Genomic DNA, 22,339 nt, shown 5'->3' on the forward strand with positions numbered 1-22,339 from the left:
TACACATTGTTATTCAGAAAGCTTAAATAAGCCATAAGAATAGATGAAATCAGACCAAGTATAAGTGGAATATACATCTCCAGATATAACATAAAACTCATGAGCGTAATATTTTCGTTCTATTTTTGTTTTATCTGTTCCATCTGTTTTCATTTTATATAATCCATTAAGAGTAGTATAATATATATATTCACCATCCACATTTATGTTTGTAGATTGTTCATCATTAAGTTTTTGTATTTCCGTACCATCAATTTTCATCTTATATATTGACGCATCACCTGGTTCATTCTCCCCTTCAACTTTAGTGAAATACAACCAATCCCCTGAAGGTATAACATGATCTACCATATCATTATATATTTGTGTTTCCTCGGTTCCATCAGTTTTTAATCTATAAATAGTTCTATCAACTGCCCCGTTTCTGTAATAAATATAATCTCCTGATACACTTAACTTATGAATTATATTGTCACTAAGTTTAACCTTATTTGTACCATCTGTTTTAATTTTATATAGACCATTATTAACATAATATATATCATCACCAATCACAGTAATATTTGAAGCCCCACTGTCTAATACTTCTTTTTCGGTTCCATCAATCTTCATTTTAGTCAAACTACCTCTGTTACCAAAGTCTTTATAATATATATAATCACCTACAACATTTAAATACGCTCCTGGAGTCTCACTTAAAACCTGTTTATCTGTACCGTCCTTTTTCACTCTGTATATTTTGCAATATTCACTATACCTAGGGTCCTCAGCTAAAATTGAGTAATAGATATATTTTCCCTGAGATGCTACAAGTCCACCAAACATAGCAGGACCATTAATGTTACCAGCTGAATTTCCTACAATGTTTACTTGATCAACTGCAAATAACTTATAAGCATCCCATGAAGCATCTGAGCCTTTTTTTCTCATATGAACATTAATCAATACTTCATGATTTGGAATATCAATTTCAGCAGTTCCATATTCACCGTTTGAAAAAACACCTTTTTCACTATCATAAAACATAACCTTATACTCATAGTCTTGTGGATTATCTATATTGTTTAATATAAACTTTTCAGGTTCACGTTTATACGCTATATTATTATTTAATATATCATGTCCTTCTTCTGCTATTACGCCAGTGTAACTGTAACAATCATAACTTCCACTTTCATTTTTATATTTACCATTTGTAACCTCTGCTCTTTTTACCCATACAGATACTTTGTTAAGCCCCTCTACCAATACTTCATTTTCAGGAAGAGTAATTAAATATGGCTTTTGGGAATCTACAATACCACTCCAACCAGTACTAACCCAGTTCCCCTTTGTATCATAATACCATAAATTATATTGAACTTTTTCAGCACCTTCTGAAGTAACATAATAAGAGGCTTTTTTACCAGCAGCTGCAGTATGAGACTTATCCTTTTCTGTACCAATAAGCCACTTAACTTTTAGCCCAACTTCATTATCATATTTATATGCATATCCAGAGTTATTTTTATAGAAAACAGTCTCAGCAGATGCATTAGTATGGGATACAACTGATAGTATACCTATAGTACATGCGATCATCATTAGTTTTTTTATCATTCATTTACCTCCATAATAATTTAGTGTAAATAAAGTGTGCAATTTATAAAGTTGCAAAAAAATAAAATACCTTACATAGAAGAAGTTATTTCCTATCTCTGTGGCAAGGTATTTCTTATATTCTTAAACTCTAAAGTAATTTTTTCGCTGTTGACACTTTGTATTATAGAGCAATATTTTTTCTAATGCATTATGAAACTGCAGCTATATTTCTTAGAAATTCCCCTGTTCTGAAAAATTTTCTATTACACTAATGATATTTATACTTCAGTATATTCCCAACAAGGAGCTATATTTTTCAGTATTTTTAAACTGGATTTTGTTTTATCACAAGTATATTTAAAGCCTACATCATTAGCCACTTTCTTAATGATTTTTATATCTTCTGTATATATATGTTCTTTGAACTTATCTAAATCCCTAACTAAAATAGCTCTATATATTTTCTTTTCTTCTTCGTATCTTAATCTGTAAACTGGAATACTTGATGCTGATTTTAGAAAAGTCTTCCCTTCACTATATCCAATTTTTATCTTAGATATAGTTCCAATATCAGTATATTTATAGTTCTGATTACTTATAAAATTCCCCATACCATAATTTACATATACTGCTTTGTTATCAATCTTTATTATTTCTGATTTTCTTGGTACATGGGGATGGCTGCATACTACAGCATCTACACCTTGATTTATTATAAAATCTATTAATTCCTTTTGATATGTTTCAATCTCTAATTTATATTCTGTACCTATATGCAAATATACAATTAAGTAATTACACCCTACTCCCTTTAAATGCTTAATTTCTTTCTTTATATTTTCCTTATCAATATAGTTTATATAATCCTTGTACTTATTTCCTCCATTAACTCCATAAGTGTATGCCATTACCCCTGCTTTTATTTTCCCTTTATTAAGAACAATTGATTTTTTATTTTCAGGATATCCTGCTCCTAAAGTTTTAATTCCTGATTCCTCTAACTTTTTGAGAGTATTAGTCAGGCCTTGATATCCTGTATCTAATATGTGGTTATGAGAATTTATTAATACCTTTACTTTAAGATTTTTCATAGTATCTAGTATACCTTTTGGTGCATTGAAGCAAGGATAGCCTGATACAGGTCTTTCCTCATTTATACCTGACTCAATATTAGATATATTAATATCGTTACCTTCAAATTCACCTTTTATTTCCTTGAACAAATCGTCAAATTTGTATTCGCCATTCTCCTTAACACTTTCCATCATGGAGTCATGCATAAGAATATCTCCAGTAAACATTATAGATAACTCTTCCTCTTGTTGTAATTTTTTATCAATCACAATTATACTTTGATTAATTTCATTATTAATTGCTTGTACCACTTTGCTATTATAAAAAATATTAATAAGACTTAAAGCCACGATCAACACATAAATATTTCTTCTTCTCATAACTTCCTCCTTAATACCGTCTTATTATATTTTAATACCATTACCAATATTTGTAAATGAGTTACAAAATAAAAGCAGCCTTTTGGCTGCTTCTTATGTTATATATCCATATTATCAAGTATTCTTTTTAATTCTCTTAACTCATCATTAGAAAGAGTAACACCCTTACCCATTTTTTGATGCTCAGGATCCCATTCTCTTATATCAAACTTTGGTGCTCTATCATTCCAACTGATTATATTAAGTTCTTTCTTCCACCCTTTTGATGACTCTGACAGAGTTCCTAAGGTTTCTTTTATCTCAAATTTAATTCCTGCCATATTTGTTTCCTCCTAGATATTCATATATTCTAAACTTTAACACACCTTTCAAATATTATACTATATTTTTTATTTAAAAAAATGTTTCGGGGTCAATGTTTCGGAGTCTGGTACACAGACAAAATATGGATGCGTACCTGGTACACATACAAAATTTACATGTTGATTATTCCCAAAACAGTTACTTTTTATATACAAAATGTTATACTTTAGATATATGTAAGGAGGTCTCATAATCATGAAAAAAATACATTATGTATCAATAATAATACTATTAATCATAAGCAATTTATTCACTATCTTCTTTTATTCTGATTATAAACTAAAACATAGCAGAACACTTAAGTCTAATATTAAAGAGGCATATTTATTACATGGTCAAAATTCCAATTGGCTTTTTAAAGGTGGAAATATATTCTTAGGAGATTACCAAGATCTATTCGTTGGTTCTTCTATCAAATACATTGGTACCAAAGAATTAAAAACAGATACGATAACTGCTACAATTTCTGTGAGAGATAAAAATACCGATGTACTTAAAACTCCAGTAAATGGTACTCATTTCTCTAGCGATAATTTCAGTACTACTAGCCTTAATGGAACCCTTGAAATCCCATTAGGGACTGGACTAACCTCTTCAGAATGCAAACTAAATTATAGTTATGATTTAGATTCAAATTCAGTAGTTTACGTTGATATAGAATATGTAATAGATGGGGAACTTATAAAGGAACGTTTTGAGTTACATTCCATTTCTATTGATTTGAACCAATAATAATTTTTTATACTATATAAATTAACCATAAATAAAAAAGGAGTGAATCATATGAAAGTTAACTCAGTTGAACTCATTAAAAAACTATCAAATGCCTATGGTGCACCTGGTTTTGAGGATGATGTTGTAGAAATCATAAAGAAAGACTTTGGACATGTCTTCAATATAAAAGAAGACTCCATGAGAAATCTAGTACTATACAGAAAAAATCATGATGGAAATAAACCCGTTATTATGCTAGATGGTCACTCTGATGAGGTTGGCTTTATTATTAAGAGCATAAAAGCAAATGGTACTATGCGATTTTTACCTTTAGGGGGATGGATGGCTCAAAATGTTCCTGCTCATAAAGTTATGATTAAAAATGAAGAAGGTAAATACGTTGAGGGGATTATAGCTACAAAACCACCTCATTTTATAACTGGACCTGTAACTCTTCAACCTATAAGTGATATGGTAATTGATGTAGGAGCTACAAGTTATGATGAAGTTATTAATACTTTCAAAATAGAACCTGGTGCCCCTGTTATCCCACATGCTGAATTTTCTTTCAATGAAGAGACAGGTGTTATGTTAGGTAAGGCTTTTGATAACAGATTAGGTTGTGGATGTGTACTTGAAACATTACTAGCCTTAGAAGGATTAGATCTTCCTGTGGATGTAGTCGGTTCAATATCAGTACAAGAGGAAGTTGGTTGTAGAGGAGCAAAAGTCAATGCAAATACAATAAAACCTAATTTAGCTATTGTATTTGAAGGTTCTCCAGCAGATGATACCTTTATGGATAAATATGATTCTCAAGGAGCTCTAAAAAAAGGAACCCAAATAAGACACTATGATAAGAGATTAATTGCAAATCACAGATTAATTTCTCTAGCTAAATCCACATCTAAAGAAAACAATATTCCTTATCAATGTGCTGTACGCAGTGGTGGTGGAACGGATGCTGGTCCAATACATATTGAAGAATCGGCTGTTCCATGTCTTATACTTGGAACCCCTGTCAGATATGCTCATACACATTATGGTTTTTCTGCTTTATCTGATTATAAAGCTTCTATTGATTTAGCTGCAGCATTAATTAGAGATATGACTGTTAATACTTTAAATTTCCTTTAAAATAATAAAATAGTGCTATAAACCTTTTATATTTCTTAGTTTATAGCACTATTAACTTATTAGTTGGTAAACAACATTCTATATTTCAAACTTCTGTATCAACTCCTGAAGCTTATTAGATACACTTGCAAGTTCTTCTGCAGATACCGAAATATGCTCAATAGAAGCTGATTGTTCTTCTACTGAGGCCGCCACTTCTTCAGTTCCAGCAGCATTTTCTTGTGTTATACTGGCAATATTATTTATATTATCATTTACTACCTTTGAATTATCATTAATCATTCTACTTGCTTCAGAAATTTCTTTTATATTTTCTGTTAAAACTGAAACAGACCCTAAAATCTCTTTAAATATACTTTCTGTTTGTTTAGATGCTTCTTCTTGTTCAAAAACTATTTTTTTAGCACCGTCCATTTCCTTAACAGCACCTTCTACTTCAATATTGATTTTATGTATAAGTTCACTTATACTCTGTGTTCCCCTACTTGATTCTTCTGCTAATTTTCTTACTTCTTCAGCTACAACTGCAAATCCTCTTCCTTGTTCTCCTGCTCTAGCTGCCTCAATTGCCGCATTTAACGCTAATAAATTTGTTTGTTCTGAAATATTGCTTATAAACTCAATTATCTGTTCTATTTGCTGTGATTTCTCTGCCAGTGAAGATATAACATTCCCAATATTCATTGCAGCATTCTTATTTTCAATTGTTTTAATATCTTGGTATTCTACATTCTTCATACCCTCATTGACATTTTCCATTGCCTTAACTGTAAGCTGTTCTGAGTTAACCAACTTCACAGATATTTGATTAATTCCAGTTATTAATGTATTTACCATTTCACTACCTTGTTGCGAAGCTTGTGCTTGTTCCGTGGCACCTATTGCCATTTCTGATATTGTATTTGCTACTTGCTCAGAAGCTTTACTAACTTCATTAGTGGAACTCATCATTTCTTGAGAACGTGAAGCTACCATAATTCCCATATCATTCATTTCAGATATTAACCCTCTTATATTTTCAATCATATGATTAAAGTTATCTGCAAGTATTCCTACTTCATCATTACTACTAATATCAACTTTTACTTTCAGATTACCAGAGGCTACATCATTAGTTATATCAGCCATTTCTTTTACTGGTTTTATTCTTTGACTTACTATAAAATATACTATTATTCCAATTAAAACAATTACTATACATCCAATAATTATTATTGTATTTCTAATCTTTGAAATTCCACTACTTATTTCACTATAAAAAGTTGTCATGGCTATTGACCATCCTGTTTCTGTTACAGGTGAATAAGCTGCAATCTTTTCTCGTCCTTCAAAATCATAATATTTAATATCCTCTTGTCCTTGAACCATATTTCCTGTCATCTCTTTAACTGAATCACTACCCTCTTTCAAAGCATTATACTCAAGTATCATTTTTTCATTAGGATGAGCTATTACTATCCCTTCTTTATTAACCATGTACGCATACCCATTTTTACCCCATTTCTCCTGGTTAACTATATCAGATAAATGAGCTAGTTTTATTGTTCCTCCAATTACTCCCTTAATATTCCCATAAACATCTTTAATTGGGGACGCTATAACACAAATCGGCTCATTAACAGATTTTGATATTACAGGTTCTGACACAACTGTCTCCCCTTTCAAAGCCTTTGAAAAGTAATCTCTGTCGCTAATATCTCCATTTTTGCCATTAGCACTACTATACTTCCCCCATTTATCTGCTATAAGAATATCATGAAAATCAATTAAGCTTTCTTTGTTATCATCTACATATTCTTTAAACTCTTCAAAATCCAAGTTCTTAACTGGTTTTATATTTGATAATAATTTTATTTCACCTTTCCATACATTAATATTATTATCAATAATCTTCACTAATTTTGTAACCTTACTTTGAGCTAACTGTTCTACATCATTAACAATTATCTTTCTTGATTCAAAATATGTTATTACTGATAATGATATCATTCCAGCTATAACGCAAAGTAATACTGGTATCATAATTTTATACTTTAAGCTTTTCATAAGTATTATCTCCTTTCTTTAATATGATTTCGTAAGTTTCTATTTTTAAATAATAAAGAAATATCTTTTCTTATCAACTCAACAAATACATCTACAATCTCTCCATCAAATTGACCATCTCTATTATTTTGAAGCTCTTTAATAGCATCATCAATGCTCATGGGTTCTTTATACGTTCTTTGGGATATCATTGCATCAAAAGCATCAGTAATTGTAATAATCCTTGATAAAAGAGGTATTTCTTCTCTGTATAGCCCATTAGGATAACCTTTTCCATCGCATCTTTCATGATGATGTAAAACTAATTGCGCAGCGACTCTAAACTGTTCAATTTTTTCTAAAACTTCATACCCTCTTCTAGAATGAGTTTTGATTATCTCATATTCTTCTTGTGATAATTTTGATATCTTATTCAAAATATCATCAGGAATAAATATTTTACCTATATCATGCATACTTGAAGCTATAATCAAGTTCTCCATATCCTTCTGTTTAAGATTATATGCTTTACCTATTTCATAAGATAACATAGACACTCTAATACAGTGATTAGTAATATCCTGTGATTTGCAAGATATAATACCTTGCATTAAATTTATATAATCTACTACTTTACTACATTTAATAGCTTTCATTATATATTCATTAGTAAATACCCCTTTAATTTCATCCATCAAAACACCTCTTCTTCATCGCCATAATATCCTATAATTAACTTATTTTTCTTCAATTTATTATATTTTCCGACTATTAATTATACTTTTCAACATCATTCTATTCAATAAACTAATCGAAAATGTCAATAAAGAGTCATTGACACTTTATTGACATTCACTTTTTTTGTTAATATATATAAAATTTAATTTTTATTTAGAAAAAATCCATTTTTTATAGTATAATTTTAGTAATATGATTAATCATATTAATTTTTATATTAAATATAAAACTACTTGTAAAGGTGATTATATGCATAATAACTCAAACTTCGGAATATCCCTTACTCAACTACTGAATATTTTAAATATAAGTGGTAAAAAATTAGCTACCGCGCTTAATGTTGATCCTTCTTTAATAAGTAAATGGAAAACTGGCAAAAGAAAAATAAACGCTAACTCAAACTACTTAGGATTAATCTCAAATTATTTAGCTGACAATATTATTAATGAATATCAGAGTCAAGAAATTATAAACTTATTTACTAGCTTTAATATTTCCTTAGATGATAATCATTGTTGTAACATGAGTGAATATATAAATAAAATTTTACTAACCTCTCTTCATACCTCATCATCTATAAATAATATTAACAACACACTAAAAAATATAGATAGAGTTACTTATAGCTCTATAATAAATACTAATAACAATCAAAAATCAAATGACTTTATTAAAAATCATAATGCTAATAATAGTACTCTTGATCCCATACATATTATATCTGGTAAATATGGTTACTCAAGTAATTTCGAGATAATACTAGGTCATAAAAACATAATAAATACCGCCTTAGATTTATTAAAAAGTTTGAAAAAAAAGCCCTCAAACATCAATGATTCTATTTTGATAACTTTTTTTACTGAATTAGATTCTTTTTCTAACTATGAAGAAACTTATTATGAATGGAATAACACCTTATTAGAAGTGCAAAAAAAAGGATGGAATATTACTAAATTCATATCCTTAATGAAGAATAAAGATAGAAATATAAAAATAATAAGTGAATTTCTAATGAATTTCAACTTACAAAGATATGATTTAAATTACTTAAATAATCATGATTCTCTTATACATTTTAAGGAATTTATAATAATACCCACAGTAGGTGTTTTAATATGCTTTTGCAATGAGAATGTTAATAAAATTGACTTTGCTTTTCTAATAAGAGATGAGATGGTATTAACTATTCTACAAAAAACTTTAAGTAATTACTATAATTCTTCTTCACCTATTATAAACAATAAATATACTAAAATAGACCTAGATTTACTATCTGAACTAACATTGTCTGAAGAATCAAAGGGAAATAGATTTGCTTTAAATCCTGAGTTGAATTTATTTACTCTTCCATTAAATAGTTCAAATTATACATTCTTAAACAATGAAAAACTATCTGATAAGGAACTTTCAAAAATGATTTTATTTCATGAAAGAAGAGTTGAGGCATTTAAAACCCAACTGAAAAACTTTAAATTCTATGCTATTTCATCAAAACAATCTATTATAGATTTTATTGAAAATAACGGAAATAATATAAATCCCCAAGTTTCTTTTGATATTCTTATTCATTTAGAAAATATGATAAATTTACTTGAAAACAATGATAATTATCAAATTGCATTATTAAATGATACCAGTGAAAAAGATTTATCCCATGTTTCTTATATGATAAAGGATTATGATGCTGTATTCGTTCAAAGCGATAACCAAAATAATACTTCGTCAAAGGATAACTCACACAATAATCTATGTATTTCTATTACTGAACCTACTATAGTAAATGGTTTCTGTAATCATTTTTGGGATTTATGGAATACTATCTCTCCAATCAACAAAGACAAGAAATCAGTTGTTTCATGGCTAAAATCACAAGTAAAAGTGTTAAAAAACCCTTAATTGTAAAATTTGCTTTTCTATCAAATTTTCTATGTAATAAAATTGGACAGGTTTATCTCAAAAGATAAATCTGTCCACCATGTTCTATACTTCCTTATTCACTTTTTCTATAAGTTTAAAAAAGTCTTCCTGACTTTTACGCTCTAAGTACATGTTTAAAAGTGCCTGAGTAGACATTTTATTAAACCCTTTCCACCCATTGTTTAGTATTTGAGATAACATACTTATGAAATTATCCTTACCTTTATCCATATCCTTTAGCATATTATCTCCTATATCATTTATCAATTCTTCTTTTAAATTTTCTCTAATCTTTTCATTATACTTTTTCATAAACTCCTGTGTCTCTTCAGGATATCCTGAAAAATTTTCTGACATTATATCTTGAATATTAAACATACTTTCCTCCAAAAATATAAATAGTATCTTATTGCACATACACCATTTATAATATACTTAAGATAAATCACTTTCAACTTTTTTTGCTATGGGGTCTGACCCCATTACATTTTTTTCTTTATTATTTTAATTCCTTTAGCTTTTCTTTTGCTTCCTCTACTATGTATAATTTATTACCCAATTCTACTATTTTAGTATATTGTTCTATAGCTTTTTCTCTTGCTCCCAGCTTTTCATTAATTCGCGCAAGTCCATGTAACGCAGCTATCCTATGACGTTTGCTAAATCCTTCCTCATATAATTCTTCAAATTTCTTTTTGCTTTCTTCATATTTCCCATGAATAAATTCTCTTTCAGCTACAAGAAATTTAATTCTTCTCTTAAATCTTGGTTTGTCTGATAAAATACAATCCTGTAGTAAATTAATAAATTCTGTTTCATATAATTTATCAGCTTCTTCAATCTCTCCAAGGTCATATAAACATAAAATATAATTAATAGTGTATATCAACAACGCACCATTTTTTCTTGAAAGTATTCCTTTATCCATATCTATTAGTATACTCTTTGCTTCTTCAACTTTCCCCATACAACACAAAGCCGCAGCCTTGTCCACATTTAAGTATGCATTAAGCTTAGGCTTTTTTCCTGTAATCTCCCTCTGCTTCTCTGTCCTATCTAAAAAAGCTTCAGGATCACATTTATCATTCAACAAACTTAATCTATCTTTAGTTCTTTTTATAGAAATCGACATATATGCTGTTATTATTGCTATAAACGTTATAATACCTGCTAAAGGTAAATCAACTCCTAAAATCACTAATACCAACATTGTTATTGCTGTAGAAGCAACTAATACACCTCTTTTTATTAACATCTTATATATCTCCTTTTGTTCACAATGTAATTTATCTTTAATTGAAATTTTACGTTAATATTATATTTCAACGCTATATCCATCTTTGCAAACTCATTAATATATTATATCATTTTATTCTTTTATTTACAGTATATGTATTTTGCAAATAAAAAATAAAGAACACTCAAAGCTTAGTCAACTTTGAGTGTCATATAAAATACACTTTACTTATATATTTTAAATTAGTTTTTTATTTGCTAATATCCATATTCAAATGCCCGTTTACCACTATCTTTTTAACAATAACACCGCCCCCCTTAGTAACAATTGCTCCTTTTCCAATATTATTAGCTGTTGTATTATTACTAACTTGTCCTCCAATGGCAGTTATTGTTTCTTCTCCAGCATTTGCATTATCCTTATTCTTATTTTTACTACTTGTTACTCTTCCAATTGTAAATGCAACTACAGCAACTCCAATTCCTTTACCTATATTCTTAGCTCTTTCTATTCCTTCATCAGACATTCCAAACTTATCCTTAGCTATCTTCTTTAGCTTTTTCCGTGATTTAACTGTAATACTTTTTACTTTATCTACTTTCCCCATTTTACCCTCCATTATTTTTATTATTTAATCTATAAACTTTTTGTTTCAATTAAATACTATGTAAATACATCGCTAAACTTTCTAATTAATTTATTCATTATTTACTTATATATCTTTGTTGCATAATATTAATAGGGTTTATAGTATAATTTTACCACATTAACTTTAATATGTATTAATAAAATTCTCCAATAAAAAAGCAACCTCTTGGGTTGCTACATTCAATTCTATTCTTCTTCAGTATTAATAAATCTAATATAATATGCCACTCTTGTTGATTCTTCTCTTTTATTTACAATTTCATATTCTTTACCTTTAAGTTCTTCAACTTCCTCTAATGCACCACTATAAATATTTATTCTTATTATTTCACTAGTATGATCTTTAAATATTTTGTATTTTCCCATCTTCTTCTCCTTGTAAATACTTCCTAAAATCACTCTTTCATGTTATAGAAGCTTTTTTATTTTAATTAAGCATATCACATGCTTCTTTCCACAACTAACTTTTTTTAATAATAAATATTACAATACTTATGTTATTACTTAAAATTATACATATTATTACTGTTAATGGCAAGCATTTTATAAAATTTTCGACAAATAATTCTTTTTGCTTTCAACTTGCAAAAAAAAAGAGCTAACCAGCTCTTTTTTTGTTTTATTAATAAGTAACTAATTAAACAAATTTTTCACCCAATTAATAAATCCTTTTTCCTCCTTTTTAGATGAGCTTATATTACTCATTGCATCTTTATTCAACAATTCTTCATTTTTATCAATTTTAATAGATTCAGTCTTCATCACAAATTTAACCTTACCACCCATATTATCACCAATATCCGTAAAGGCCTCGTAACTTTCAGATAACTTTACTATTTGATCTTTTATATCTATTAAATAATTAACATCTTCAATCTTATGGTCTAGTTCTTGGTAAGTTTTCTTTATGCCTTCTTCATGGAACTTCTTCATATTAACACTTAATTCTTCTGCACCACTAGATAGTTTTTCACATCCTTCATTTAATGCATCTCCCCCAGCAACAAGTTTATCTACACCATCTTTTAGTTCCGGAAGCTTACTTTCTAATCCGAGAACTCCTTCAGTGTAAAGTTTATTCAGCCCCAAAGAAACCTGTTCTGCACCTGCAACTAATTTTGGAGTTTTTTCTGTAATTCCTTTTGCTCCTTGCTCTAATTTAGCCGCTCCTTCATTAAGATTAGCTAGTCCTTCTGATAAACCACTTATTCCTCCATTTAATTGCTCTATCCCTGAATTTAACTTAGCCGCTCCCCCTTTTAATCCTTCTGCACCTGCAGATAATTTCTGTGAAGCAGGTTTTAATTGTTGTCCACCATCAGAAATAGCTTTCATTCCATCAGCTAATTTAATACTTCCAAATTTAAATTCATTCATCTTCTTAGAGTATTCCTTAGTCCCCTCTGAAAGTGCTTGTGCTCCTGCATCTATTTTTTTTATTCCCTCATTTAATTTACCAAAACCACCAAATATCTCATTTTGAGCTCCTAAGTATTGAGCAAATCCAGCCTCCATATTCACTGATCCCTGCTCCAAAGCTGCCATACCCTTATTTAGATTATCAAGACCTAAAATAAGCTGACTGCTTGATACTTTCAATCCATCTATAGCTTTTTTCTGCATAGCTAATTGAACTTCTAGTTTTCCAACTAATTCTTCATTACCTGGAATCTTTTTTAATCCTTGTATAGCATTCTGTAATTGAGTATTAGATTCTAAAAGCCCCTCAATTATCTTTAATTCTTGTTCTTTTCCACCTTTAATCTTTTTAACACCCTCTAGACTTTCATCTGCTCCTTTTGATAAATTTGCAAGTCCATCTTTTAATTCTTTATTTGAAGCTTGTAGTTTACTAATTCCACCTTTAATAAGCGTTGAATTATCTGAAATATCTTTTATTCCACTAGATAATTTAGCAGTATTGATAGATATTTCATTTGCACCTTGAGATAATTTTTCTGCTCCTTCTGCTAATTCTCTACTTGATTTTTCTGCTTTAGCACTTCCTTGTACCAGCATAGTTGTTCCTTCTGCTATCTTTATAGAAGCATTTGCAAACTCCTTAGTTTTTCCAGCATATTCTTCTGCACCAGTTACAAAATTCTTTCCACCAACCACAAATTGTTTTGTTCCTTCAACATACTTAACTGCTCCTTCTGAAAAACTAACCGCTCCTGGACCAAACTGTTCAATTCCCTTAGCTAACTCTTTAATACCTGAAGCTACCTGAGCACCTCCATCTTTTGCACTCTTTGTTCCTTTAACAAGCTGACCAACACCCTCACTTAGAGGAGTCATTCCTTCAGCAAATTTGTGTAATCCACTATTGAATTCACCCATTTTTTCTGTAAATGTACTCATACCATCTGAAAGTTCTCTACTTCCATCAGATAATTTTCCACTTGCATCTTTCAGTTCTATAAGCCCATCCATTAACTCATCAAAAGCATCGGCTTTCTTTAATTTATCTTTTATCTTAATATTTGGTGTTGCAGTAATCATTATAGAACCAAGTTCAAATTCTTCAGCATCTGCTGTAATCTCAAGATATTGAGGTAAGTTCAAAGATTCTTTAAACTCCTTAAAAAATTCACTTTCTTCAAAACTCTCTTGAAGTCCTGGCAATGAGATGAATGTAACCACCTGATTATTACCATCACCAATCATCTCTCCACCATTGATTTTTACATTTTTAAACTTATCAATTGGAAGACTTACCACTGTTACAGCTGCAAATGGAGTGTAAATTTTCCTCTTCTTCCCCTTAACTAAAACCTCATGTTCTTCTCTATTAAAGTATTCAATTTTAATTTTCACCTTTCCAGCTTTACCTGCAAGCTCTTCTGGTTGTATTTCCTCACCATCTATTGTATAAGTTATTTTAATCTCTAAAGGTAATTGTTTATCAGAGTTTCCTTGATAAAATATATCATTATTATTAACTTTCCAAACAAGATTTCCATCCTTCTCAGTTGGCAACTCTTCCCCCTTAAGATTCCTTATATTCGTTAAGTCTGATCTATCATAAATCTCTATATTCTTTTCATCACTATGAATCCAATCGCTTACAATTGTCTTTTTAGTCTCTCCATTTTGAGAAAGTATAACATAAACAGATTCATCTTTTTTAATAATATCCTGTGCATAGACAGCATTTGTTCCTAATAATGAAGCCGCAATTACTAAACAGGCTACTCTTTTTGACATACATTTCATTTTTAATTCCTCCAATTTATATTATTAAGAATTATATACCGCTTCTTTTTTTATTTCTTTTTCCTTCCAATTTCTTGTTGTTACAGATATAAGTTTTTCGCTTGCTAATAATATGGATGGAAGAACAAATACTATTACAACCATACTTATTACTGCTCCTCTAGACATCATGAAGCATAATGCTTTTATAAGTTCCATATCTGATATAACACTTACACCAAATGTAGCAACGAAAAATGTTAATGCACTTGTCACTATTGATCTTGCAGAACCTTTTACTGCAATCTCAGCTGCTTTAAACTTATCATGTCCATTTCTTAACTCTTCTCTAAATCTAGTTGTCATCAAAATAGCATAATCAACTGTTGCTCCTAGTTGTATACACCCTATTACTATAGAAGCTATAAATGGTATTGTGGTTCCAGTATAGAATGGTATACCCATATTAATGAATATTGCAAGTTCTATTGACATAACAAGAATTACTGGTATAGTAACAGAGCCAAATATCAATAGTATTATTAAGAAAATGGCTAATATTGACGCAAAACTTACTCGTTTAAAATCAGTTTCCGAAATCTTAATTAAATCCTTAGTAAGTGGTCCTTCACCTGTAATCATGGCATTTTTATCATAGCTTTTAGCTATACTTATAATTTCCTCTATCTGAGCATTTTCTTCTGCTCTTGCTGCTTTATATTTTGAATTTGCTAATATCAATTTGTATCCATTACTTTCAATTTTCTGTTTTATATCTTCTGGAATAAATTCTTCAGGAATTTCCGGTCCCACGTATTTATCAGCTGCGATAACCTTTTCTATTCCATCAACCTTCTCCATCTTCTGAACCATTTCCTTAACTTTATAAGAAGGTAATTTATCACTTATAAGTATGAAGTGAGTTGTAATCATGTTGTACTGTTCTTTTAATTTATTTGTAGCTACAATAGACTTCATATCTCTTGGTAATGATTCATCTAAGTTGTAATATACCCCAGTATTAACCTTTCCGTATATTGAAGGTATAAATGCTATTAAGAAAATTACTATAAATAATTTATATTTCTTTGTTACAAAGGATGCAGTCTTCTCAAAGGTTGGAAGTAATGTTCTATGACTAAACCTGTGAATAGGCTTATCAAAAATAAGTAGTAATGCTGGTAATACAGTTATTGTACAAATAACTCCTAATAACACTCCCTTAGCCATTACTATTCCAATATCTTTACCTAAAGTTAATTGCATTGCACATAATGCTAAGAATCCAGCTATTGTTGTTAATGAACTTCCTGATATAGAAACTATAGTTTTTGATATTGCTTCAGCCATAGCTTCTGTCTTATCACTGAATTTTTCTCTCTCTTCATCATATCTATGAAGTAGGAATATAGAATAATCCATTGTAACTCCCAGTTGGAGAACCCCTGCAATTGCTTTAGTTATATATGATATTTCACCTAAAAATATGTTTGTTCCCATATTATAAAGTACTGCAAATCCTATACCCACCAAGAATATAAATGGTATAATTGTGGATTTCATTGTCATTGCTAGTACAATAATTGATAGTACAACTGCAATTAGAATATAGAAAGGAGTCTCTCTATCTGATAAATCTTTTGTATCCTTCACTATAGCAGTAACTCCACTTAGGAAACTCTGTTTTCCTGCTACTTTTCTAATATCATCTATAGCTTTATGCGTTTCATCTGATATTTTTTCATACTCAAAGTTAATTAGTAGAATTGTTGAGTTCTCACTAAAAAACACCTGTCTAATATCATCTGGAAACATATCATCTGGAATGCTTACATTTAATAAATCATCAATCCATATAACATCCTTAATATTTTCAATGTTACTGATCTTATTTTTAAGTTTGAGTATATCATTGGTCTCCATTCCTTCTACAATTAACATGGAAGATTCAGCTGCTGTAAAATTCTCGCTTAATATCTTTTGCCCCTCAGTGGAGTCAAGTCCCGCTGGAACATAATCCAAAATACTATAATTAATGCGGGTATTTATTGTTCCATATATGGCCGGAACTAGTAATACCGTTGCAATAATTAAAACTAAAATCCTCTGTTTGGCAATAAACCTCCCAAACTTCTTCATAATCCCATCTCCTCACAAATCTTTTCTGACCAACGGTCATTTTTATCACAAAAACATTATACTCCCCAAAATGACCATTGGTCAATATTTTATTTGTTAACTTCTGTAAATAAAGTGTAAATAAAAAAGGAGCGTATTCACGCACCTTAATTCTGAATCATTTTCCTAATTGTCTTATATAATAATGGTTTCATTTCATCAATTTCATCAGGCTCTTTTAATATTATAGAACTATATACTATTGCACTTGTGAGCTCTACTATCATAAATAATATTTTTTCTGCTTCCTCTTGACTTACCCCTTCATGCTCCAACTCATCAATAAAATAATAAATAATTTTCCTTGCGTCATCATATTGTTCAATATTTCTAAAAGCAGAATCAAAAAGCCCCCATGAAAGGTTTTTATGTATTAATTTTAAGAGCTTTTTATCCTTTCTTAAAACTTCAATTATATAATCCACAAACATTATTACCGAATCTTCAAAGTTATTGACACCACTCTTAATAACTTCATCCATTGCTTCTATAAGAATTTTATTACTTTTTCTTACTACAATTAAATCAACTATATCATATTTATCTTGAAAATATAGATAAAATGTTCCTTTTGCTACACCTGCTTTTTTTACTATCTCACTTATTGCAGTATTATGAATTCCTTTTGATGTAAATAAGTCATATGCAGCTTCAAAGAGCTTACCTTCCTTTAATAATTTATTCTCTTCACTCTTACTTAATTTTTTTTTAGTATTTTTATCTTCTTTCATTAGTATCACCCTAAGTCCTCTATTGTTCAATACCTATATGTTCTATTTTTATTATAACCCATATCTTAGTAATATAAAAATATGTACTTGTTCAATTTTATCTAATTATTTAAAACATATAAATATCTATCAACCATGACACCTTTATTTTCTTCATTATTTAATAAAAGTTCCTTTTGTATAAACCCCAGTTTCTCTAATAATGATATAGATTTTCTATGCTCTTTAATAACATAAGCTTTAATTACCTTCATTCCTAAAGAGTTACATACGAAATCAATTAATTCTTTTGCTGATTCATATGCAATTCCTTTTCCTGTATATTCTTTAGATAACCAATATCCCAGTTCACATGAATGATTATCATAATTGATATCTTCAATTGTCATCATCCCAACAAAAGAATTTGTTTCCTTTTCAAACACCCCTAATTCAAGCATATGTTCTGAGGCTTCCACTGACTTAAGATAATCCAAAAATGATTCTGCTGTTTCTAAAGTATACTCAGATGGTGCTGAACTTAAAAATTGTAGAGTTTGTTTATTATTTATTGCAGATAATATGTCATTACTATCTACCATTCCAATAGGCGACTTCATAACAACCCTTTCTGTTTCTAAAATTATATTCTTCATTTCCCCATCCCCCTATTTAAAATAATTCTATATCTATCAAACTAATAGGATATAAAATTTTTATAATTAACATTTCTATTATTATATAACAAATTCCTTTAATTAGGGTAATTCTTTGAAGTTAGCAATCATTAAAACAAAGCTACTAAAAAAATTTACTTACTTCATATTTCTATAAAAGATTTAGTTTTTTATAAAAGTTTTATTTAAGATTAGGGTAAATCAAAATACATGCTAAAATATGAACGATTGCGGAGAATATTACCAAAATTGATTCTGCTTTATGTTCTTTTATTGTTAATAATTTTTCCTTGTACTGATATGCCATCACTGCATAGAATGATGTCCCCATTAACCCTATTAATACAAATCCTGACTCATTATATCTAAAAGTTCTGTACATAATATAAATCAATAAACTAAGGACTAAAAAATTGTAACCAAATTTATAACTTTTATTTTGAATAAATTCCGTTCTTTCATCTCTTTGAACCTTTTTAACTGACATATTAATTTCCCTCCTTAAAATAAAATATTTCCTCAAATTTTTTCTCAAAAACTTTACATATTATTAATGCCAACTTTGCTGTTGGACAATATTGTCCAGTTTCTATTGAACTTATGGTTTGTCTTGTTACACCACATAAATTAGCAAGTTGTTCTTGAGTATAACTTTTCTCAGCTCTAGCAACCTTTAACCTATTTTTCAAGACAATATTTTCATCCATTCAATCACCTCTATTAATATCTATTAAGGTTAACTAACTTTTATGACAAGTATACTTGGAATTATAATTAGTTAACTTGTCATTTAATTTTCCTGATACATTTAATACATTTAATGAACAAAAAAGCAGAAGTCTTATTTAAACTCCTGCTTTCATATCATATTATTAAAATAATCTATTTCTCATAATCACTTCGTTTATACTTCTTATTTTTATAAACATAGGTATCCACTTTCAATATATCCATCACTTGAATTGGTTTAATTTTTACTAAGTTTCTACATGCTCTAGTAGCAATCCAATACGAATTTTCATTTTCTCTAGAAACTAATTCCTTTACAATATTAAGTACCAACTCTGGCAAGTTCCGTGATAAATCGCTAAGGTTATTTCCCACAGAAACTCGTGGATACGGATCACTTTCTTCAAATAATTCTCTAAGCACCTTTAAAGAAAACTCTGGATTATTTAAAATCCATCTATTCTCCACAACAGGTCTCAAACATTCACTAGCAAATCTCCTATGATTAGGATTCTCTGATTTGGTTAAACTGATTAAAAAAGCTTGAACTTTGTTAGGATACTTTTTAGTTATCTTCCTTATGTACATCTGAGCAAACTCTCGAATCTCCCATATTTCATGGTTTGCTGCATCCTTAAAATATGGTAAAACTGCTTCAACATCCTTCAACCCATGATAAGATACCATTCCTAATCCAACACATTTAGTCCTAAAAGTATCTAAATTTTTATAAAGCATAAGAGAACTCTGAAATGTGTCTAAATCTGAATTTCCCACCTTCTCATATAGTGCTTTACTGAGTAACTTTACCACATATGTGATACCATATGAAATTCTTTTCTTATCAGGAATTGCCTCATGTAATTCTTGAATAATGTTTTCAATTACCTCATCAATCTTTTCATAATCTACTGTATGTATTAATGGTATCAGTTCATTTTCAATTCTTCTATTCATATTATCAAGTACTTCAATATTAAATACAGCCATACAACCACCCCTTACTGAAAACAGTGAACTACTATTTCAATTATATCCACATTATACCATGTAATACCTATTATATTTTAATGTTTTAATATAATGTATTCTCATTTAGAACTCCCTTTACATATATGGTAAAAGAATATATAATGTCTATTAATAACTAAACAAGGGTTTTATGTTTAAATGTACCAATCACTTTTGAGTATCAAATATTGCCTATGAATTATCAAATTAATTATTTTTACATAAGATTAATATTTAAATTTATAAACAAAGGAGTAGTGATTATATGTTTAAGAAAAAAATAGTAATTGAATTAGATGAAAGATATTTTAAACAAAGTGAATTAATGAATGCAGTAGTACAAGCATTAAGAAATAGAGGAAAAGAATGTGAAGTTATAGATAGTAGTTTTTTAATAGTTGATGGAAAAAAATATGGTTTAACTCAAAAAAATGTTCCTGTAAGATTTTCAGCTCCTGTTCAACAGGCGGTGTTGGTTGAAATGAAATAAACGGCAAGCCATAATTAATTGAAAATTGAAAATTGATAACGTAAAACGATGGATGGTTCTGACTTAAGTCAGAACCTTTATTTTATTATTCTCTAGATAAAGATAAGTTTACTCATTTTATATAAGATAAAATATTGTATTTAAAATGCAATGTTTTATTAATATATAAAACAAGTAAACTCATATTAAACCAAATATTTTAATTCCCTACTAAAATTTGATATGCTATACTTATGAAGTCTTTAAGGACGCAGAAAGTAGAAGTTTCGGCATGACTACGTGTGACCAATACACGTCAAGTATAGAGCATAATTCAGTCCAGGCACACGATTTAGATTATGTGCTATTGTTGGATATGATGGGCGGAATTTACGCCCCGAAATTTATTCTTTTTCTACCACTACAATCTTGATTCCTTGGTCATCAAAAGTTGTTAAATCTTCCTCCGACACATCCCAATCTGTAATTAAAGTATTTAATCTGTTTGCAGGACAAATACTAATTATTGATTCAAATCCAATTTTCTCTGTTGGAAACAATCCAATAGTTTCTTTTGAGCTGTCAATTACTGCATTCCAAAAACTAATTGCCTGGGATTTTTGAATTGACAGACCAAATTTAGAAGATATACAAGCAGAAGTAATAAAACATTTATCGAATCTCAATCGAGTAATCATATCAACTGCAAATGCATCGTAACAGTTTCCCTTGTTATCCATTTCTCCGCCCAAAAGAATTACAGAAATGTTATCCTTTTTTCGTAATTCTTCCGCTATAATAATAGAGTTTGTTACTACTCTAATACGAATATCACTTGGTAAATTTTGTGCCATAAAATATCCGACTGTTGCGGATGTTATAAAAATTACATCGTTATTATTTATCATTGAAACAGCTTTTAGTGCTATTGCCATATAGTTTTCTTTAACTACTGTAATATCTTTTGCGGTGATTTTAGATGGCTTACCGGATGCAATCTGCCTTGTAGGAATTGCTCCACCGTGTGTTCTTTTTAGTAATCCTTTTTCTTCAAGTATTCTCAAATCTCGTCTTGCAGAATCAACTGAAACATTAAATTTTTCTTGTATCTCTCCAACAGATATTCTACCATTCGTAGATATAATATCTAAAATAGCTCGATGCCTTTCATCAATAAACATAAAAATATGCTCCTTTATTTAATATTGAAAGATAATTCAGTGTCGACCCTAATTCATCTTTATCCATATTATACCATCGTCATTCACGTTTATCAATGTTTTTTTCAAAAATCATTAACATTCATTAATAAGCATTAAACCTCATTAACTAGATAATAAAAACATTCATAAATAATTAAGTATAACTCTTATCAGGGATTTTTCTTATAGTATGAATTAAAACCTATCTTTTTATTTTTAAATTTAACAAGCAAATTCCTTTTCTCCAAGGAAAAATAATGTATAATTTTCTCGTAGAGAAATATCCTTCGTTATCCACTTTCAATTATCAACTTTCAACTATGTTTTCTACATCATTTTTTGTCATAAAAACAA

Annotated in this window: 21 protein-coding genes; 4 read left to right on the forward strand and 17 right to left on the reverse strand. The window is 29.2% G+C overall.

Going from position 1 to position 22,339, the window contains the following annotated elements:
• Nucleotides 1-9: 9 nt before the first annotated feature.
• From OW730_RS24535 to OW730_RS24545, 3 genes are all read right to left on the reverse strand, one after another.
• Nucleotides 10-1,599 carry a DUF5050 domain-containing protein gene (locus tag OW730_RS24535; protein WP_271226682.1) on the reverse strand — a complete coding sequence of 530 codons (1,590 nt, stop codon included), beginning with the start codon at nt 1,597-1,599 and terminating at the stop codon, nt 10-12.
• Nucleotides 1,600-1,859: 260 nt separating this feature from the next.
• On the reverse strand, nt 1,860-3,035 hold the full coding sequence (locus OW730_RS24540) for a CapA family protein (RefSeq protein ID WP_271226683.1): 1,176 nt from the start codon (nt 3,033-3,035) through the stop codon (nt 1,860-1,862).
• A 98-nt stretch (nt 3,036-3,133) separates the two neighbouring features.
• Entirely contained in the window at nt 3,134-3,355 is a 222-nt protein-coding gene (locus tag OW730_RS24545; protein ID WP_271226684.1) for a YdbC family protein, read from the reverse strand.
• Between the two features lie 238 nt (nt 3,356-3,593).
• On the opposite strand from OW730_RS24545, the gene OW730_RS24550 reads away from it, so the two are divergent.
• Nucleotides 3,594-4,130, forward strand: a complete 537-nt coding sequence (locus tag OW730_RS24550; RefSeq protein WP_271226685.1) for a hypothetical protein — start codon at nt 3,594-3,596, stop codon at nt 4,128-4,130.
• Between the two features lie 51 nt (nt 4,131-4,181).
• On the forward strand, nt 4,182-5,249 hold the full coding sequence (locus tag OW730_RS24555; protein ID WP_271226686.1) for a M42 family metallopeptidase: 1,068 nt from the start codon (nt 4,182-4,184) through the stop codon (nt 5,247-5,249).
• 78 nt (nt 5,250-5,327) lie between these two features.
• Here OW730_RS24555 and OW730_RS24560 read toward each other — a convergent pair whose 3' ends face one another.
• Nucleotides 5,328-7,295 (reverse strand): methyl-accepting chemotaxis protein, encoded by a 1,968-nt coding sequence (locus tag OW730_RS24560; RefSeq protein ID WP_271226687.1) that lies wholly within the window; start codon nt 7,293-7,295, stop codon nt 5,328-5,330.
• Between the two features lie 5 nt (nt 7,296-7,300).
• Nucleotides 7,301-7,969, reverse strand: coding sequence for an HD-GYP domain-containing protein (locus OW730_RS24565; protein ID WP_271226688.1), 669 nt, complete (start codon nt 7,967-7,969; stop codon nt 7,301-7,303).
• 292 nt (nt 7,970-8,261) lie between these two features.
• Between OW730_RS24565 and OW730_RS24570 the strand changes: the two genes are divergently transcribed.
• Entirely contained in the window at nt 8,262-9,908 is a 1,647-nt protein-coding gene (locus tag OW730_RS24570) for a helix-turn-helix domain-containing protein (RefSeq protein ID WP_271226689.1), read from the forward strand.
• Nucleotides 9,909-9,992: 84 nt separating this feature from the next.
• On the opposite strand, the gene OW730_RS24575 is transcribed toward OW730_RS24570, so the two are convergent.
• The 11 genes from OW730_RS24575 to OW730_RS24625 all read right to left on the reverse strand — a co-directional run bounded on the left by OW730_RS24575 (nt 9,993) and on the right by OW730_RS24625 (nt 20,293).
• Nucleotides 9,993-10,307 (reverse strand): hypothetical protein, encoded by a 315-nt coding sequence (locus tag OW730_RS24575; RefSeq protein ID WP_271226690.1) that lies wholly within the window; start codon nt 10,305-10,307, stop codon nt 9,993-9,995.
• A 121-nt stretch (nt 10,308-10,428) separates the two neighbouring features.
• Nucleotides 10,429-11,184: a tetratricopeptide repeat protein gene (locus tag OW730_RS24580; protein ID WP_271226691.1), complete on the reverse strand. Its 756-nt coding sequence runs from the start codon at nt 11,182-11,184 to the stop codon at nt 10,429-10,431.
• A gap of 232 nt (nt 11,185-11,416) precedes the next feature.
• Nucleotides 11,417-11,773 carry a hypothetical protein gene (locus OW730_RS24585; RefSeq protein ID WP_271226692.1) on the reverse strand — a complete coding sequence of 119 codons (357 nt, stop codon included), beginning with the start codon at nt 11,771-11,773 and terminating at the stop codon, nt 11,417-11,419.
• A 227-nt stretch (nt 11,774-12,000) separates the two neighbouring features.
• Nucleotides 12,001-12,180 (reverse strand): hypothetical protein, encoded by a 180-nt coding sequence (locus tag OW730_RS24590; protein ID WP_271226693.1) that lies wholly within the window; start codon nt 12,178-12,180, stop codon nt 12,001-12,003.
• Nucleotides 12,181-12,447: 267 nt separating this feature from the next.
• Nucleotides 12,448-15,030, reverse strand: a complete 2,583-nt coding sequence (locus tag OW730_RS24595; protein ID WP_271226694.1) for a hypothetical protein — start codon at nt 15,028-15,030, stop codon at nt 12,448-12,450.
• Nucleotides 15,031-15,054: 24 nt separating this feature from the next.
• Complete coding sequence (locus tag OW730_RS24600; RefSeq protein WP_271226695.1) at nt 15,055-17,148, reverse strand: efflux RND transporter permease subunit; 2,094 nt, start codon at nt 17,146-17,148, stop codon at nt 15,055-15,057.
• A 146-nt stretch (nt 17,149-17,294) separates the two neighbouring features.
• Nucleotides 17,295-17,918 (reverse strand): TetR/AcrR family transcriptional regulator, encoded by a 624-nt coding sequence (locus tag OW730_RS24605; RefSeq protein ID WP_271226696.1) that lies wholly within the window; start codon nt 17,916-17,918, stop codon nt 17,295-17,297.
• 101 nt (nt 17,919-18,019) lie between these two features.
• Nucleotides 18,020-18,553 carry a GNAT family N-acetyltransferase gene (locus OW730_RS24610; RefSeq protein WP_271226697.1) on the reverse strand — a complete coding sequence of 178 codons (534 nt, stop codon included), beginning with the start codon at nt 18,551-18,553 and terminating at the stop codon, nt 18,020-18,022.
• Between the two features lie 202 nt (nt 18,554-18,755).
• The gene (locus tag OW730_RS24615) at nt 18,756-19,061 is read right to left on the reverse strand and encodes a DUF6442 family protein (RefSeq protein WP_271226698.1); all 306 of its coding nucleotides are present in this window, start codon (nt 19,059-19,061) and stop codon (nt 18,756-18,758) included.
• A 1-nt stretch (nt 19,062) separates the two neighbouring features.
• Nucleotides 19,063-19,281 carry a helix-turn-helix transcriptional regulator gene (locus OW730_RS24620; protein ID WP_271226699.1) on the reverse strand — a complete coding sequence of 73 codons (219 nt, stop codon included), beginning with the start codon at nt 19,279-19,281 and terminating at the stop codon, nt 19,063-19,065.
• A gap of 175 nt (nt 19,282-19,456) precedes the next feature.
• Nucleotides 19,457-20,293 (reverse strand): hypothetical protein, encoded by an 837-nt coding sequence (locus OW730_RS24625; RefSeq protein ID WP_271226700.1) that lies wholly within the window; start codon nt 20,291-20,293, stop codon nt 19,457-19,459.
• Nucleotides 20,294-20,579: 286 nt separating this feature from the next.
• On the opposite strand from OW730_RS24625, the gene OW730_RS24630 reads away from it, so the two are divergent.
• Nucleotides 20,580-20,804, forward strand: a complete 225-nt coding sequence (locus tag OW730_RS24630; RefSeq protein WP_271226701.1) for a hypothetical protein — start codon at nt 20,580-20,582, stop codon at nt 20,802-20,804.
• A 383-nt stretch (nt 20,805-21,187) separates the two neighbouring features.
• Here the strand turns inward: OW730_RS24630 and OW730_RS24635 are convergent, their stop codons facing one another.
• Nucleotides 21,188-21,964 (reverse strand): DeoR/GlpR family DNA-binding transcription regulator, encoded by a 777-nt coding sequence (locus OW730_RS24635; protein WP_271226702.1) that lies wholly within the window; start codon nt 21,962-21,964, stop codon nt 21,188-21,190.
• Nucleotides 21,965-22,339: the final 375 nt, after the last annotated feature.

This window comes from Oceanirhabdus sp. W0125-5 (genome assembly GCF_027938815.1).
Taxonomy (GTDB): Bacteria; Bacillota; Clostridia; order Clostridiales; family Clostridiaceae; genus Oceanirhabdus.